16 protein-coding genes are annotated in these 15,000 nt (G+C 74.3%); 10 read left to right on the top strand and 6 right to left on the bottom strand.

From position 1 onward, the window contains the following. Positions 1-44: 44 nt before the first annotated feature. Entirely contained in the window at positions 45-380 is a 336-nt protein-coding gene (locus IE311_RS21605) for a DUF952 domain-containing protein (protein WP_189833410.1), read from the bottom strand. Between IE311_RS21605 and IE311_RS21600 the strand changes: the two genes are divergently transcribed. From IE311_RS21600 to der, 6 genes are all read left to right on the top strand, one after another. Then, the gene (locus IE311_RS21600; protein WP_373313931.1) at positions 288-920 is read left to right on the top strand and encodes a YidB family protein; all 633 of its coding nucleotides are present in this window, start codon (positions 288-290) and stop codon (positions 918-920) included. The genes IE311_RS21605 and IE311_RS21600 overlap by 93 nt on opposite strands. Before the next feature lie 88 nt (positions 921-1,008). After that, the gene (gene aroH, locus IE311_RS21595; RefSeq protein WP_189833408.1) at positions 1,009-1,371 is read left to right on the top strand and encodes a chorismate mutase; all 363 of its coding nucleotides are present in this window, start codon (positions 1,009-1,011) and stop codon (positions 1,369-1,371) included. Further along, the gene (locus IE311_RS21590) at positions 1,368-2,456 is read left to right on the top strand and encodes a prephenate dehydrogenase (RefSeq protein ID WP_189833407.1); all 1,089 of its coding nucleotides are present in this window, start codon (positions 1,368-1,370) and stop codon (positions 2,454-2,456) included. The genes aroH and IE311_RS21590 overlap by 4 nt, the downstream gene beginning before the upstream one ends. Positions 2,457-2,790: 334 nt before the next feature. After that, a complete protein-coding gene (gene cmk / locus IE311_RS21585; RefSeq protein WP_189833448.1) occupies positions 2,791-3,456 on the top strand; it encodes a (d)CMP kinase in 666 nt (221 codons plus the stop codon). Continuing rightward, on the top strand, positions 3,453-4,097 hold the full coding sequence (locus IE311_RS21580; protein WP_189833406.1) for a lysophospholipid acyltransferase family protein: 645 nt from the start codon (positions 3,453-3,455) through the stop codon (positions 4,095-4,097). Before cmk ends, IE311_RS21580 begins: the two co-directional genes overlap by 4 nt. A gap of 70 nt (positions 4,098-4,167) precedes the next feature. Continuing rightward, the gene (der, locus tag IE311_RS21575) at positions 4,168-5,616 is read left to right on the top strand and encodes a ribosome biogenesis GTPase Der (protein WP_189833405.1); all 1,449 of its coding nucleotides are present in this window, start codon (positions 4,168-4,170) and stop codon (positions 5,614-5,616) included. Positions 5,617-5,744: 128 nt separating this feature from the next. On the opposite strand, the gene IE311_RS21570 is transcribed toward der, so the two are convergent. Continuing rightward, entirely contained in the window at positions 5,745-6,077 is a 333-nt protein-coding gene (locus tag IE311_RS21570) for a hypothetical protein (RefSeq protein ID WP_189833404.1), read from the bottom strand. A gap of 164 nt (positions 6,078-6,241) precedes the next feature. Next, positions 6,242-7,024, bottom strand: a complete 783-nt coding sequence (locus IE311_RS21565; protein ID WP_189833403.1) for a hypothetical protein — start codon at positions 7,022-7,024, stop codon at positions 6,242-6,244. Positions 7,025-7,240: 216 nt separating this feature from the next. Between IE311_RS21565 and IE311_RS21560 the strand changes: the two genes are divergently transcribed. Next, the gene (locus IE311_RS21560) at positions 7,241-7,843 is read left to right on the top strand and encodes a LysM peptidoglycan-binding domain-containing protein (RefSeq protein ID WP_229902062.1); all 603 of its coding nucleotides are present in this window, start codon (positions 7,241-7,243) and stop codon (positions 7,841-7,843) included. A 51-nt stretch (positions 7,844-7,894) separates the two neighbouring features. Here the strand turns inward: IE311_RS21560 and IE311_RS21555 are convergent, their stop codons facing one another. The 3 genes from IE311_RS21555 to IE311_RS21545 are packed head-to-tail and all read right to left on the bottom strand — an operon-like array spanning position 7,895 to position 11,696. After that, the gene (locus IE311_RS21555) at positions 7,895-8,620 is read right to left on the bottom strand and encodes an ATP-binding cassette domain-containing protein (protein ID WP_189833402.1); all 726 of its coding nucleotides are present in this window, start codon (positions 8,618-8,620) and stop codon (positions 7,895-7,897) included. Then, on the bottom strand, positions 8,617-11,277 hold the full coding sequence (locus IE311_RS21550) for an ABC transporter permease subunit (RefSeq protein WP_189833446.1): 2,661 nt from the start codon (positions 11,275-11,277) through the stop codon (positions 8,617-8,619). The genes IE311_RS21555 and IE311_RS21550 overlap by 4 nt, the downstream gene beginning before the upstream one ends. Beyond that, complete coding sequence (locus IE311_RS21545) at positions 11,277-11,696, bottom strand: hypothetical protein (protein WP_189833401.1); 420 nt, start codon at positions 11,694-11,696, stop codon at positions 11,277-11,279. Before IE311_RS21545 ends, IE311_RS21550 begins: the two co-directional genes overlap by 1 nt. 130 nt (positions 11,697-11,826) lie before the next feature. On the opposite strand from IE311_RS21545, the gene IE311_RS21540 reads away from it, so the two are divergent. The 3 genes from IE311_RS21540 to IE311_RS21530 all read left to right on the top strand — a co-directional run bounded on the left by IE311_RS21540 (position 11,827) and on the right by IE311_RS21530 (position 14,991). Next, on the top strand, positions 11,827-12,354 hold the full coding sequence (locus IE311_RS21540) for a hypothetical protein (protein WP_229902061.1): 528 nt from the start codon (positions 11,827-11,829) through the stop codon (positions 12,352-12,354). Beyond that, a complete protein-coding gene (locus tag IE311_RS21535; RefSeq protein ID WP_189833399.1) occupies positions 12,332-13,624 on the top strand; it encodes an ABC transporter substrate-binding protein in 1,293 nt (430 codons plus the stop codon). The genes IE311_RS21540 and IE311_RS21535 overlap by 23 nt, the downstream gene beginning before the upstream one ends. A 92-nt stretch (positions 13,625-13,716) precedes the next feature. Beyond that, on the top strand, positions 13,717-14,991 hold the full coding sequence (locus IE311_RS21530) for a glycosyltransferase family 4 protein (protein WP_189833398.1): 1,275 nt from the start codon (positions 13,717-13,719) through the stop codon (positions 14,989-14,991). The last annotated feature ends 9 nt before the right edge of the window (positions 14,992-15,000 follow it).

Genomic DNA, 15,000 nt, shown 5'->3' with positions numbered 1-15,000 from the left:
GCCGCCAGCTTGGCGCCGCGCCGTCGCCGGGTCCCGCAACACGCCTAGGCCCGGGGGGCCAGCTCCCTCGCACGGCCGTCCGCGTCCCGCCGTACCTCCAGGACGGCGGTCACCGCGTCACGCTCGACCGGTCCGTACACATGAGGGAAGAGCGTCTCCCCCGAACCCTCCCAGCGGACCTCCCCGCCCAGCCGGTCCTCGTCGATCACGAGCACCAGGAGCGGGCCCGTCACGTCCCGGTAGTGGGCCTCGGCGATCGCGAGGGCCGCGGACTCGTCCGGCGAACAGTGGACGAAACCCTCGGCGGCGAGGGACGGCGGTGCGTAGGGGGCGCCCGGAGCGGCCGACCATTCGGCCAGGGGTACGACGTGCAGCAACATGCCGACAGTTCTACCCCGCGAAGGCGGCGGGCCCGGCATGTACCCCGAGTGGCGGAGCATCCCGGTTCGGGTGACATTGAGCCTGTTCCGAACCGGACGAAAGGCAGGACCATGGCGGGAAACGACCTCGGCAGTCTCCTCGGGAGTCTCCTGGGAGGCGGCGGACAGAGCGGCGGCGGCGGTGCGGGCGGCATCCTCGGCTCCCTGATCGGCGCCCTCGCCGACGGCCGGGGCACGGGCGGCGGCAACGGCTCGAACCCGCTCGGCGGACTCCTCGAGATGCTCACCAGGTCGGGCCTCACCGACCAGACGCAGTCCTGGGTCGGCACCGGTGAGAACCAGTCCGTCAGCGGCACCCAGATCGCCGAGGCCCTCCCGGACGAGACGCTGCGGCAGGTCGCCCAGGACGCCGGAGTCAGCCCGCAGGATGCCGCCGACCAGATCGCGCGGACCCTGCCGACGGCCGTCGACAGACTGACCCCGACCGGGTCGATGCCCGAGGGCTCCCTGGAGGACATCATCCGGCAGCAGCAGCTCTGACGGCCCCGGCTCCGAAGCCTCCCGCGACGCCCGGGCCCCACCGCTGACTAGGCTGAACGGAGCACCCACCCAGGCGAAGGAGGACGACGTGGCGGTACGAGCGGTCCGAGGAGCCGTCCAGCTGGAGCGGGACGAGGCCGGACACATGCGCGAGCAGGTCGAGGAGCTGCTCGGCGCCGTCCTGGAACGCAACGGGCTCACCGCCGACGACCTCATCAGCATCTGGTTCACGGCCACGCCCGATCTGCACAGCGACTTCCCCGCCGCCGCGGCCCGGCACACCGGGATCGTCGACGTACCCCTGATCTGCGCACAGGAGCTCGACATCGAGGGCGCCATGCCGCGGGTCGTCCGGCTCCTCGCCCATGTCGAGACCGAACTGCCCAAGTCCCGGATCGCGCACGTCTACCTCGGTGCCGCGGCCGCCCTGCGCAAGGACATCGCCCAGTGAGAACAGCCCTCGTCATCGGCACCGGACTGATCGGCACCTCCGCCGCGATCGCCCTCGCGGGCAGGGGCGTCACCGTCCATCTGCGCGACCACGACCCGGCGCGCGCCAGCACGGCCGCCGCGCTCGGCGCGGGCACCGACGAGGCGCCCGAGGGCCCCGTGGACCTCGTGATCGTCGCCGTACCGCCGGCCCATGTGGCCGCCACCCTCGCCGAGGCCATGGGCGCCGGGCTCGGCCGCGGCTACCTGGACGTGGCCAGCGTCAAGGGCGGACCCAAGCGGGAGCTGGAGGCACTGGGCCTCGACCTCACCGCGTACATCGGCTCGCACCCCATGTCCGGCAAGGAGCGTTCCGGCCCGCTCGCGGCGACCGCCGACCTCTTCGAGGGCCGGCCCTGGGTCCTCACCCCGACCCGCGACACCGACACCGAGGTCCTGAACCTCGCCCTGGAACTCGTCGCCCTCTGCCGGGCCGTCCCCGTCGTCATGGACGCCGACGCCCACGACCGGGCGGTCGCCCTGGTCTCCCACACCCCGCAGCTCGTCTCGTCGATGGTCGCCGCGCGCCTGGAGGAGGCCGACGAGTCGGCCGTACGCCTCTGCGGGCAGGGCATCCGGGACGTCACCCGGATCGCGGCCTCCGACCCGCGCATGTGGGTCGAGATCCTCTCCGCCAACCCCGGCCCCGTCGCCGATGTGCTCTCGGGCGTCGCCGCCGACCTCGACGAGACCGTCCGCGCCCTGCGCTCCCTGCAGTCCGCCGACGAGGACAAGCGCCGCGACGGCGCCTCGGGCGTCGCGGACGTCCTGCGCCGCGGCAACGCCGGCCGCTCCCGCGTCCCCGGCAAGCACGGCGCGGGGCCCACGGTCTACGAGACCGTCGCCGTCCTCATCAGCGACCAGCCGGGCGAGCTCGCCCGCATCTTCGCCGACGCGGGCCGCGCGGGGGTCAACATCGAGGACGTCCGCATCGAGCACGCGACCGGCCAGCAGGCGGGTCTGGTCCAGCTCATGGTGGAGCCCTCGACGGCCCCGGCCCTCGGCGCGGCCCTCCAGGAACGGGGCTGGGCACTCCGTACGAGCTGACGACGCACGACGACGCACGACGCCGGCCGGACCCGATCCGGCCGGCGCCGAGCCCCGACCGATGCCCGAGTCGGCCGGGGCCCGAGCCGAGCGGGTCCGAGACCCGGCCCCGAGGACGCCCGAGCCGAGCGGTTCCGAGCCGACCCTGCCCCGGGGGCGCCCGGCCCGAGCCGGCCCGGCCCGGTCGGCAGCGCGCCCCGTACGGGCCCCTGGGAGCGGCCCCGGCACGGGCTGGGCCGAACGGGTGCGTGGGACTCGGTAACCTTGGGGAGGCCCCCTGCATCTCCGCCGGGTCCCGCCACTCACCCAGGAAGGTGTTCCCACCGTGGAATCCGTGATCGTCGCCATCGACGGGCCCTCCGGCACGGGCAAGTCCAGCACCTCGAAGGCGGTCGCCGCCAAGCTGGGGCTGAGCTACCTCGACACCGGCGCCCAGTACCGGGCGATCACCTGGTGGATGATCAGCAACGGCGTGGACGTCCACGACCCCGACGCCGTCGCCAACGCCGCGGGCAAGCCGGTCATCGTCTCCGGCACCGACCCGGCCCGGCCCACCATCACCGTCGACGGCGCCGACGCCGCCGGCCCCATCCGCACCGAAGAGGTCACCTCCAAGGTCAGCGCCGTCAGCGCCGTCCCCGAGGTGCGGGCGCTCATCACCGAGCTCCAGCGGACCATCGCCAAGGGCGCCGAACACGGCATCGTCGTCGAGGGCCGGGACATCGGCACCACCGTCCTGCCCGACGCCGACCTGAAGATCTTCCTCACCGCCTCGCCCGAGGCCCGTGCCGCCCGCCGCTCCGGCGAGCTCAAGGGCGTCGACGTGCACGCGACGAAGGAAGCCCTGATCAAGCGGGACGCGGCCGACTCCAGCCGCAAGACCTCCCCGCTCGCCAAGGCGGGCGACGCCGTCGAGGTCGACACCACCGAGCTCACCCTCGACCAGGTCATCGAGTGCGTCGTCACCCTGGTGGACGAGAAGAGGACGGCCGCGAAGTGACCGTGCCCTCCGCGAAGGGCGCCGCCGTCGGGAGACGCATCGGCATCGGGCTGATGTACGGCTTCTGGAAGCCGCGCGTCCTCGGAGCCTGGCGGATGCCGGCCTCCGGACCCGTCATCCTCGCCGTCAACCACGCGCACAACATCGACGGCCCCATGCTCATGGGCACCGCCCCGCGTCCCGTGCACTTCCTGATCAAGAAGGAGGCGTTCGTCGGCCCGCTCGGCAGCTTCCTGCAGGGCATCGGGCAGGTCGAGGTGGACCGCGAAAGCACCGACCGCAAGGCCATAGGCAACGCCCTGGGCGTCCTGGAGCAGGGCGGCGTCCTCGGGATCTTCCCCGAGGGCACGAGGGGTGACGGCGACTTCGCCTCGCTCCGCGCGGGCCTGGCGTACTTCGCCCTCCGCAGCGGCGCGCCGATCGTCCCGGTCGCCGTCCTGGGAAGCACCGAGCGCCGCGGACGGTTGGTCAAGGCACTGCCTCCGCTGCGCGCCGGTGTCGACGTCGTCTTCGGCGACGCCTTCGACGCGGGGGACGGCTCCGGCCGGCGCACCCGCAAGGCGCTCGACGAGGCGACCCTCCGCATCCAGGGGAAGCTCACCGACCACCTGGAAAACGCCAGGCGCCTCACCGGGCGCTGAGCGAGACTCTCAGTAGTGGGCCCCGCGGCTCGGGGACCCACCGACCACGAATGATCAAGGAACGGACTTCATGAACGACCAGCACGACCACGGGGCACTTGGCGACGCCGAGTACGCGGAGTTCATGGAGCTCGCCTCCGAAGAGGGCTTCGACGTCGAAGAGGTCGAGGGCGCGATCGAGGAGGCCGGCCACGGCCCCCTCCCCGTCCTCGCCGTCGTCGGCCGTCCGAACGTCGGCAAGTCGACCCTGGTGAACCGCATCATCGGCCGCCGTGAGGCCGTCGTCGAGGACAAGCCGGGCGTCACCCGCGACCGCGTCACCTACGAGGCCGAATGGGCCGGGCGCCGTTTCAAGGTCGTCGACACCGGCGGCTGGGAGCAGGACGTCCTCGGCATCGACGCCTCCGTCGCCGCCCAGGCCGAGTACGCCATCGAGGCCGCGGACGCCTGCCTCTTCGTCGTGGACTCCACCGTCGGCGCCACCGACACCGACGAGGCCGTCGTCAGGCTGCTCCGCCGCGCCGGGAAGCCGGTCGTCCTGGCCGCCAACAAGGTCGACGGACAGTCCGGCGAGGCCGACGCCTCCATGCTCTGGTCCCTGGGCCTCGGCGAGCCGTTCCCCGTCTCGTCGCTGCACGGCCGCGGCACCGGCGACCTCCTCGACGAGGTCCTGAAGAAGCTGCCCGAGGCCCCCGAGCAGCGCTTCGGCAACGCCGTCGGCGGCCCGCGCCGCATCGCCCTCATCGGCCGCCCGAACGTCGGCAAGTCCTCGCTCCTGAACAAGGTCGCCAACGAGGACCGCGTCGTCGTCAACGAGCTGGCCGGCACCACCCGCGACCCGGTCGACGAGCTCATCGAGCTCGGCGGCGTGACGTGGAAGTTCGTCGACACCGCGGGCATCCGCAAGAAGGTCCACCTCCAGGAGGGCGCGGACTACTACGCCTCCCTGCGGACGGCCGCCGCCGTCGAGAAGGCCGAGGTGGCCGTCATCCTCATCGACACCACCGACAACATCTCGGTCCAGGACCAGCGCATCATCACGATGGCGGTCGAGTCCGGCCGCGCCATCGTCATCGCCTACAACAAGTGGGACGAGCTCGACGAGGAGCGCCGCTACTACCTCGAGCGCGAGATCGAGACCGAGATGCAGCAGGTCGCCTGGGCGCCCCGGGTGAACGTCTCGGCCAAGACCGGCCGTCACATGGAGAAGCTGGTCCCGGCGATCGAGACCGCCCTCGCCGGCTGGGAGACCCGCGTCCCCACCGGCCGGCTCAACGCCTTCCTCGGTGAGATCGTCGCGGCCCACCCGCACCCGATCCGCGGCGGCAAGCAGCCCCGCATCCTCTTCGGTACGCAGGCGGGCACCAAGCCGCCCCGTTTCGTGCTCTTCGCCTCGGGCTTCCTGGAGGCCGGCTACCGCCGCTTCATCGAGCGCCGCCTCCGCGAGGAGTTCGGCTTCGAGGGCACCCCGATCCACATCTCGGTCCGCGTGCGCGAGAAGCGCGGCCGCAAGAAGTAACCCCCCCACGGGGTGGGATCCCGGGCAGGACCCGGGGTGGCACCCCTGGACGGGACACGGCGGAGGGCCGGGGCGATCGCGCCCCGGCCCTCCGCCGTTCCCCGGGTGATGCGTTCCCCGGGTGATGCCTAGAACCCCCTGCGGGGCCCCGGCGGCAGTGCCGGCTGGGTGTGCGTGGGGGAGGAGTGCTGCGCCGACCACGCCGTCGGATACGTCGACGTGTACCGGTGCCCCTGCCCGTTTCCGTACACCCCCGTGCTCACCGCCGTACCGAAGGCCCGGAAGGTCAGCTCCTCCTCGCCGCTGCGGTCACCCGGCAGCGTGCGGAACGACCTGCGGTACTCCGAGTACAGGGCGTCGTAGATCGGCGTGGGCGAAGGCCCCGCCGTGACGTCCTGCGCCGGGCGCATCGAAGGGATCTGACTCGGATACGGCTGGGGGAAGGGGTCGTATGCGTGCACGTAGGTGCCAACGACCCCGCCGCCCGTCGGATGCGGGCGGCTCTCCGAATGGGGCGCCCGCCGGGGACGCGGAACGGTCGGGGCCCCCGCACCGGCGGCGCCCGAGGGCACCTTCGGTACGCCGGGGACCCGCGCCCACCCTATGCCCGGCCGGACGTCGTCCATCAGGTACCGGCCAGCGGCATCGCGGCGGCGACCAGGCGCCCGTTCGCCGCGGCCTTCTCCAGCGCGTCGCGCAGCAGGTCCTCGCGCGGCTGCTGGCCGATCGAGCCCACCGGGGCGGCGAAGACCAGCACCGTGTGCGACTTGTTGGCCGCCGCACGCCAGCCCTCGGTGACCTGGAGCGGCTGGTGCGCCTGCCACCAGGCGGCCTGCCCGGCGCCGCCGGGGCCCGGCTGGAGCACGGAGTGCAGCTGGCCCATGGCGACCAGGACCGACCAGCCCGGCAGCACCGCCGGCCTCGCTTCGAGGTCCATGACCTGCTGGAAGCCCTGGTCGGCGAGGAGCGACAGGAACTCGTCGGTGAGACCGTCCGACCCCGGACGGGCCACCGGCGCGGTCGGCTCCACGACCAGCGCCGGGTGCAGCTCGCCCTGGATCAGGACGAGACCGCTGGTGACTCCGAGCACGGCCTGCTCGGGGTGGGCGGCGGACAGCGCGTCCGCGGTGTCCGAGGCCGTGATGGAGGCAACGGCGCCCTGGAGCTGCTCCTCGGCGACCCGGACGACCTGCGACGGAATGCAGCTGGCGTGGGCGAAAGCGAGGACCGCGGTCTCGTCGCCGACGAACAGCACCGTGCTGGTGCGCTCCTGCTCGGAGTCCCCCTGCGTGCGGCAGGAGGTGCAGTCGTAGCTGCCCGGGGCGTTGTCGCCGGCGAGCAGCCGGTCCGCTTCTTCGTCGCCGATCTCGGCGCGTACGTCCTCGCTGACGTCGAGCATGCGCGGCACGGGGGGCTCCCTGGACTCGGTACGGGGGGACGCCGGGCCGTTCCCGGTCGTCCATGCCGAGTTCAACGGGTCAGGCTCGGCCGGGGTCACGCGCGGAAGCGGGGCAACTTGCCACCGGCTCGTGCGGAAGGGCGGGTGACTCCGACCGGGTGGGGTGTGAACGGTGTTCCGCGCGGCACGGGCCGGGGGTGCCCGGACGCTGCCTAGCCTGCCCCGATGTCGAAGATCCGATTTTGGACGAGCGGTTCCCTCGTGGTGGCGTCCGCGGCCGCGCTGCTGACCCTGATCCCGGCACCCGCCCAGGCCCGGGACGTCCGTGGCGGGGTGCGGGACGCGTCCGCCGTGCTTCGGAACGTGTCCGAGGGGCTGCGCGCGGCCGCCGCCGTGCCGTCGTACGCCTGCGCCCGGGACCAGTGGCCGTGGGGCTGTGTCGCCGAGTGCGAGAGCAGCGGCCGCTGGCACATCAACACCGGCAACGGCTTCTACGGCGGACTCCAGTTCTGGCAGCCGACCTGGGTCGAGCACGGCGGGACGAAGTACGCCCCGCGCGCCGACCTGGCGACCCGGCCGCAGCAGATCACGATCGCGGAGGAGGTGCTCCGCACCCAGGGGTGGGGGGCCTGGCCCGTCTGCTCCAAGCGGTACGGACTGAGCGGGCGGGTCCACACCGTCCGGGCCGGCGACACTCTCAGCTCCATCGCCCACCGCTTCGGGATCAAGGGCGGCTGGAAGGCGCTGTACGCGGCGAACCGCGGTCTGATCGGGGCGGACCCGAACCGGGTCGTCGTGGGGACGATGCTGCGGATCGCGCCGCTCTGACGGTCCCGGTCCTGCTCCACGCCCCGAGCGGGGCTCCGGACCGGGGCTCCTTCAGGTCAGCTCGGCCGGCTCCCCGCTGAACGCGAGGGAGCCGCGCCGCAGCTCGTGCACCAGCGTCCCCCGGGGCAGGCCCTCCGGTACGCGCTGCTCCGCGAGGACGACGGCCGCGCCGCCCTCCGCGGCGAGAGCCGCGAGCCGCCGGTACGTCCGGGCCGCGACCGGCGGGGCCAGCCCGAGCGCGGGCTCGTCGACCAGCACCACGCGCGCGCGTGGAGCGAGAAAGGCGCGGGAGAGGGCCAGCATGCGGCGCTCCCCGCCGGAGAGGGTCCCGGCGGGCCGGTCGAGGAGGGGGACCAGTTCGGGATACGGGGGCGGGGGAAGGGCTTCGGGCCCCGCCCCTCCGGGGGCGGCGGAACGGGGGGTGGCGCCTCCGTGGGCGGCGCTGGGGTGCGCGGTGCCTCCGGGGGCGGCGAGGGTCAGGTTCTCGGCGACGGTGAGGGTCGCGTACACCGCCTCCAGGTCCGGTACGAAGCACAGCCCCCGGCGGGTCCGCTCGTGGGCCGACAGCCGGGTCACGTCGGAGCCCCGCCACAGGACCCGGCCCGCCGAGAGCCGCACCGTGCCGGCCAGGGCGCGCAGGGCCGTCGTACGCCCCGAGCCGTTGCGGCCGAGCAGGACGGTGACCGTACCGGCCGGGACGGGCAGGTCCAGGCCGTGCAGGGCCTCCAGGGGGCCGTAACGGACCCGTGCGGCGCGCAGGGCGATCTCGACGCTCATGACACGATCCGGCCGCCCTCCATGGTGTGCACCGTGTGGGCGATCCCGGCGACGAGGTCCGGGTCGTGCTCCACGACGAGGACGGTTAGCCCGTCGGCGGCCAGCGCGGCGAGGATCCGCGCGAGCGCGGCCGTCTCGGCGGCGTCGAGACCGGCGGCGGGCTCGTCCAGGAGCAGGGTGTGCGGCTGCCCGGCCAGCGCGCGGGCCAGCTCGACCCGGCGCAGGGTTCCGGTCGGCAGGTCCGCCGCCGTCTCGTGCCGTACGGGTCCGGCGAGGCCGAGCAGCCGCAGGCTCCGCTCCACGGCGGCGGGGTCCCGCCGGACGTGGCCCTGCTCCTCGCCGAGCCGGACGTTCTCCTCGACGGTGAGGGAGGGGAAGACGGCGAGCCGCTGGAAGGTCCTGGCGATGCCGAGCCGGGTCCGGGCGTGGGCGGAACGGCCGGTGATGTCGGTGCCGTCGAGGGTGATGCTGCCCCGGCGGGGGCGGAGGGTTCCGGCGAGGCAGTCGAAGAGCGTGGACTTGCCGGCGCCGTTGGGCCCGACGAGGGCGGTGACGCGGGAGGGGGCGAGGTCGAGCGTGACGCCGTCGAGGGCGGTGACCCCTCCGGGGTAGGTGAGGGTGACGGCATGGGCGCGGAGGCGCGGCGCCGGGGTCACCCCGGGCGGTGCGGGTGTGGTGGCGGGGGCGGCGGCTCGGGGACGCGTCCGGCCTCCCGCCGGCCGGGGACGCCCGCCCTCGCCGCCCGCGCGGCCGGGGACGGGCGGTGCCGGTCCTCCCGCGGGTGGCGCGGCGCCGTCGGCGCCCGGCCGAGAGCGGACGGACGCCGTCCCGGCCGGTGGGACCACGTGGTCCGGCGTGGGCGGTCGGCCCCGTCCCCGCCGCCCCCGGTCTCCGGGCCTCGCCCGGGGGAGCAAGGCCGTCAGTGGGGGGACGCGGGCCGTCAGGGCGGCCAGGAGGCCCAGGGCGGCGGCTGCCGCGCCCGCGTGGGAGCCCGCGTCCAGGGTGGTCAGCAGCGCGGCCGCGACCAGGGGAGTGAGGAGGCTGTCGGCGCCCAGGACCAGGACCGCCGCGAACCAGAGCAGGCCGCGGACCGGGTCGTACGCCTCCGGGTCGAAGGCCCGCAGCCCCATCCCGAGCAGCCCGCCGCCCAGGGCGGCCAGGGCGGCCCCCAGGACGAAGGCGAGGAGCTTCAGACCGGGGACGGCGACCCCCGCGGCCTCCGCGCCCGGCTCGTGGTCCCGCAGCGCGGCCAGCGCCCGGCCCGTGCGGCCCCGGCGGAGGGCCGCGACCAGAGCCAGGCAGCCGGCGAGAACGAGCAGTTCGAGGGCGTAGAAGGAGCGGTCGTCGGTGAAGCCCGCCGGGCGGCCGAGGGACACGCCGGCCGTCGCGTACGGCTGGGTGAGGACGAAGCGGCTCACCGCGACGCCGGTCGCCAGCGTCACCAGCGCCAGCGCCAGGCCGTGCCGGCGGATCGCCGGCCATCCCGTCAGCAGACCCACCGCGGCGACGAGCGGCACGGCGAGGCCGAGGGCAAGCAGGGTCGGCACCCCGCCCGCCGCGAGCAGCGCCGTGAACAGCGCGCCGAGGCCCGCGTACGCCGCCTGGCCCAGCGCGATCTGGCCGCCCCGCCCCGCCACCACGACCAGGGACAGCAGGATCACCGACAGGGCCGGGACCTGGATCGCCGTGTGGAGGTCCGGTCCGGCGAAGCCCAGCGGCAGGAGGAACAGGACGCCCACGACGAGCCACACGCCCCCGGGCAGCGGCTCCGACCGCATGGGCGGAGGCAGCGCGTCCCGGCCCTTGCCGCCGATCCCCGGCAGGACGAGCGCCGAGACCAGGAGAGCGACGACGAACAGGTTCGCCCCGACGGCCTGGAGAAGCGGACCGGCCCAGCCCTCCGGGTGCAGCCGGGTCAGCTGGGCCTGGGCCACCCCGATCGCGAGCGCGGCCACCACGGCGACCGGCAGGGACCGCATCCGGGCGATGACGGCGACCGCGACGACCTCGAGGACCAGCAGGGGCATCCCGTACGGGTCGAGCCGTACATAGGGGGCGAGCAGCACCCCGGTGAGTCCGGCCGTGAACGAGCCGAACGCCCAGCCGGCCGCCGCGACGCGGTCCGCGTCGATCCCGGAGAGCACCGCGAGCGGCCGGTTGTCGATCACGGCCCGCAGCTCCCGGCCGAACCGGGTCCACCGGGTCACCGCCCCCACCAGACAGGCGAGCGCCACCACCGCCCCGAGTTGCGCCCAGGGGTCGTCGCCGAGGAGCACCGGGACGTCGTCCCGTGCCCCGGGACCCCACAGGAGCACCGCCGTGCCCACCAGCAGGACGAAGACGCCGATGGAGGCCACGAGGGCCTGGGCGGGGTTCGCCCCGCGGTGCGCGAGGGGCCGGAACACCGCGCGGTCCAGGACGACGCCGATGCCGGGGGCGACCACCAGGAGGGTGACGAGGGCCCCGAGCGGCAGCGGCCACCCCTCGACGACCACCAGTTGGCGCAGCACGTACGCGCAGATCATGGCGACGGCGCCGTGCGCCAGGTTCAGCACACCGGTCGCCCGGTAGGTGACGACCAGGCCGATCCCGGTGAGCGCGGCCGCGCTGCCGACCGCGAGGCCGGCGAGCGTCAGTTCGTAGGTCAGGGAGGCCATCAGGGCGGCCACGGCTCACAGACGGGGCAGGGGGCCAGCGCGGCCTCTCCCACCTCCACCGCCTCCCTCTTGCCCACGACCAGAGGGCAGTCCGGCCGGTGCGCGAGCGTCCCGCCCGGGACCCGGAGCGGGGGGCCGTCGGAGGACGGCGGGGGAGTCTCCTCCGCCGTACCGGGCGCCCCCACGGGGACGTCCGTCCGCGGCTCCGGAGGGCGTACGGGGAGCGCGTAGGCCGCCACGAAGAGCACCGTGCCCGCCACGACCAGTGCCGCCCCCGGCACCGTGCACGAGGCCAGATAGGGCAGCTGCCGTTCCGCGAAGCGCTCGCCGGAGATCCCGTACCAGCCGAGCACGCACAGCACCGCGCCTCCGGCGGCCGCCGTGAGACCACTCCACAGCAGGATCCGGGATGTCGGCACGGCGGCCTCCCTTGTCATCTTTCCTGCCGTTCTGTCCATCCTCTGCATCGATCTTGCACTATGTGCCGATCCGTCCCACCCTGGAAGCATCGGGCCGCACGGCCCGGAGGAACACCCGGTGGTGAGCCAGATGGTTTTCGCTCGACTCGGCCGACGCCCCCGGCTCGCCGCCCTCGCGGCCGCCGCCGTGCTCGTGCTCACACCGGCCGTCGCGTGCTCCGACAACGGGGAGGGCCGCTACGACGACACCCAGACATCGGCCCCGGCCGGTACGACGACCGCGCCCGCGGCGGCCGACGAGCCCGACGACCCGGCCGCGGCCCAGGCGGAGATCACCAGGAACTGGACGGCCTTCTTCAACCCCGGGACCCCCACGGCCGAGAGGGTGAAGCTCCTGGAGAACGGGGAGCAGATGCAGGCGGTCCTCGGCGCCTTCGGCGGTGACGAGAACGCGGCGGCGACCTCGGCGAAGGTCACCGGCGTCGAGTTCACCTCCGACGCCGGTGCGAACGTCACGTACGACCTGCTGGTCGGCGGAGCCCCGGCCCTGCCCGACGCGCAGGGCACCTCCGTCCTCCAGGACGGCACCTGGAAGGTCTCCGTGAAGACCCTGTGCGGCCTGGTCGAGCTGAGCGGTGTCACCGTTCCGGGCTGCTGAGGCAGGGGCGGCGCTGCTCCTGGCCCTGCTGCTCCTTCTCCTCACGGGCTGCGGCAGCCGGCTCCCGGAGCGCGCCTTCGAGACGCGGCCCACCGCCAACCCCTCCGGCGGTGAGCCGCTCCGCGTCGGGATCATCACCAGCGTCACCAGCCCGGTCGGCGGGCAGGCCTTCACCGGTCCGCGCGACGGGGCCCGCGCCTACTTCGACGCGCTCAACGCGCGCGGCGGCCTCGACGGACGCCGGATCGAGGTCGAGACCTGCGACGACGGCGGCAGCGGCGTCGGCAACAACGCGTGCGTGCACCGGCTGATCGACGAACGCCGGGTCTTCGCCCTCGTCGCCACCACCGCCCTCACCTACGCGGGCGCCCCCCTCGTCGCCCGCGCCGGCGTCCCCGACATCGGCGGCCAGCCCCTCACCCCCGCGTACGACACCCACCCCCACCTCTACGGGATCTACGGCAGCTCCGCTCCGCGCACCGGGAAGGAACCCGGCTGGGACGGGGTCCTGTACGGCGGCACCGAGGTCTACCGCTGGTTCGCGCGGGAGCGGGGCGCCAGGACCGCCGCCGTCGTCTCCTACAACCAGGCCGCGTCCGCCGCGTACGCCCGGCTGGTCGTCCGGGGGCTGCGCGCCGAGGGCTACCGGGTCGTCGAGGAGCAGGTCGACTTCGCCCTGCCCAACTTCCGCGCGGTCGCCGCCGATCTGCGGGCCCAGCACGTCGACGTCCTCTTCGACGCCATGGACACCCATGGCAACGTGCGCCTGTGCGAGGCGATGGAGGCCCTCGGCGTACGGGTCGGTGCCAAGGTCACCAACGTCCAGAACTGGTCCTCGTCCGTCGCCCGCGACCACGCCCGCGCTCCCGGCTGCCGGGACACCCTCTGGGTGACCGGCTCCTCCCGCAACCACCAGGACACCGGCCATCCTGCGGTCCGCGAGTTCCGGAAGGCGATGGGCGACCGGCCGCTGACGCAGTGGCAGCTGGAGGGGTGGGCGGCGGCCATGTGGTTCACCGACGCGGCCCGCTCCTGCCTCGACGGGGACGGGCTCACCCGCGCGTGCGTGGAGCGGTTCATGAACCGTCCGGAGCCGTACACCGCGCGCGGGCTGCTGCTCCCGGTCCGCTTCGAGCAGCTGCCGCGACCGCCCGCGAACCGGAACACCTGCCTCTCCGTGGCCCGTTGGCAGGACGGCCGCGGCTGGGTGAGTCAGGGAGAGATGACGGAGAACTGCGCGACCGTACCCCAGCTCGGCTACCGTCCGTGATTCCCCCGACGGCTACCGCCCGTGAGCGACGGCCCGGCCCCGGCAGTACAGTCGAGCGACCGATCAACTGACCGGGGGGAACCGGCAGCGCGATGCGTATCTCCTTTCTGCTCCACAACGGCTACCACTACGGCGGCACGATCCGGACGACGTTCACCCTCGCCGAGGAACTGGCGGAACGTCACGAGGTCGAGATCGTCTCGGTGTTCCGCCACCGCGACCGCCCACTCCTCGGCCTGCCCTCGGGGGTGACCCTGCGCCACCTCGTCGACCTGCGCAAGGACAGCCCCGGATACGACGGGGACCACCCCGAGTTCCACCGCCCCGCCGAGGTCTTCCCACGCGGCGACGGACGCTGGAAGCAGTACAGCGCGCTCACCGACACCCGGATCGGGGAGCATCTGCGCGGCGTGGAGGCCGACGTCCTCGTCGGCACCCGACCCGGACTCAATGTGCACCTCACCCGGCAGGCCCGCCGCGGTCCGGTCCTCGTCGGCCAGGAGCACCTGATACTGGACGGCCACAGCGTCCGGCTGCGCCGGGACATCGGCCACGAGTACGCGCTCCTCGACGCCGTCACGACGGTCACCGAGGCGGACGCCCGTGCCTACCGGAAGCTCGGGCTGCCCGGCGTACGCGTCCAGTCCGTGCCCAACAGCGTTCCGGCGCCCTCGGTGCCGCCCGCCGACCCCGCGGCGAAGACCGTCGTCGCGGCGGGCCGGCTGACCCGGGTCAAGCGGTACGACCTGCTGATCGACGCCTTCGCCGAGGTGGTCGCCGACCACCCCGACTGGAAACTGCGGATCTACGGCACCGGCGACGCGGTCCAGGACGTCAAGGCACCGCTGACCCGGCAGATCAAGGAACGGGGCCTCGGCGAGCAGGTCTTCCTCATGGGGTCGGTGACCCCGCTGGAACCGGAACTGGCCAAGGGCTCGATCGCCGCCGTGACCTCGCAGCGCGAGTCCTTCGGCATGACCATCGTCGAGGCGATGCGCTGCGGGCTCCCGGTCGTCTCCACCGACTGCCCGCACGGCCCGCGCGAGATCATCGCGGACGGGGTCGACGGGTTCCTGGTGCCGGTCGACGACACGGCCGCGTACGCGCGGACGCTCCGTCGGCTGGTCGAGGACGACGAGCTGCGCGCCAAGACGGCCCGGGCCGCGCTCGACGCCGCCGCGCGCTTCGACCCGGCCCGGATCGCCGCCCGGCACGAGGAGCTCTGGACGGAGCTCGTCGAGCGGGGCGCGGGCCGGCGCACCCACCCCCGGGGCCGGGTGGCCCTGCACCGGGGGGTCGGCCGGGCCGTCGATGCCGTCTACACCCTGAAGGCGAAGGCCGGCCGGCTGGTCCGCCGCTTCCGCTGACGGGGCGGA

The sequence above is a fragment of the Streptomyces zaomyceticus genome, assembly GCF_014656215.1.
Classification (GTDB): domain Bacteria; phylum Actinomycetota; class Actinomycetes; order Streptomycetales; family Streptomycetaceae; genus Streptomyces; species Streptomyces zaomyceticus.
Note: the sequence above shows the minus strand (reverse complement) of the source record. Positions and strands in the feature narration are given on the sequence as shown.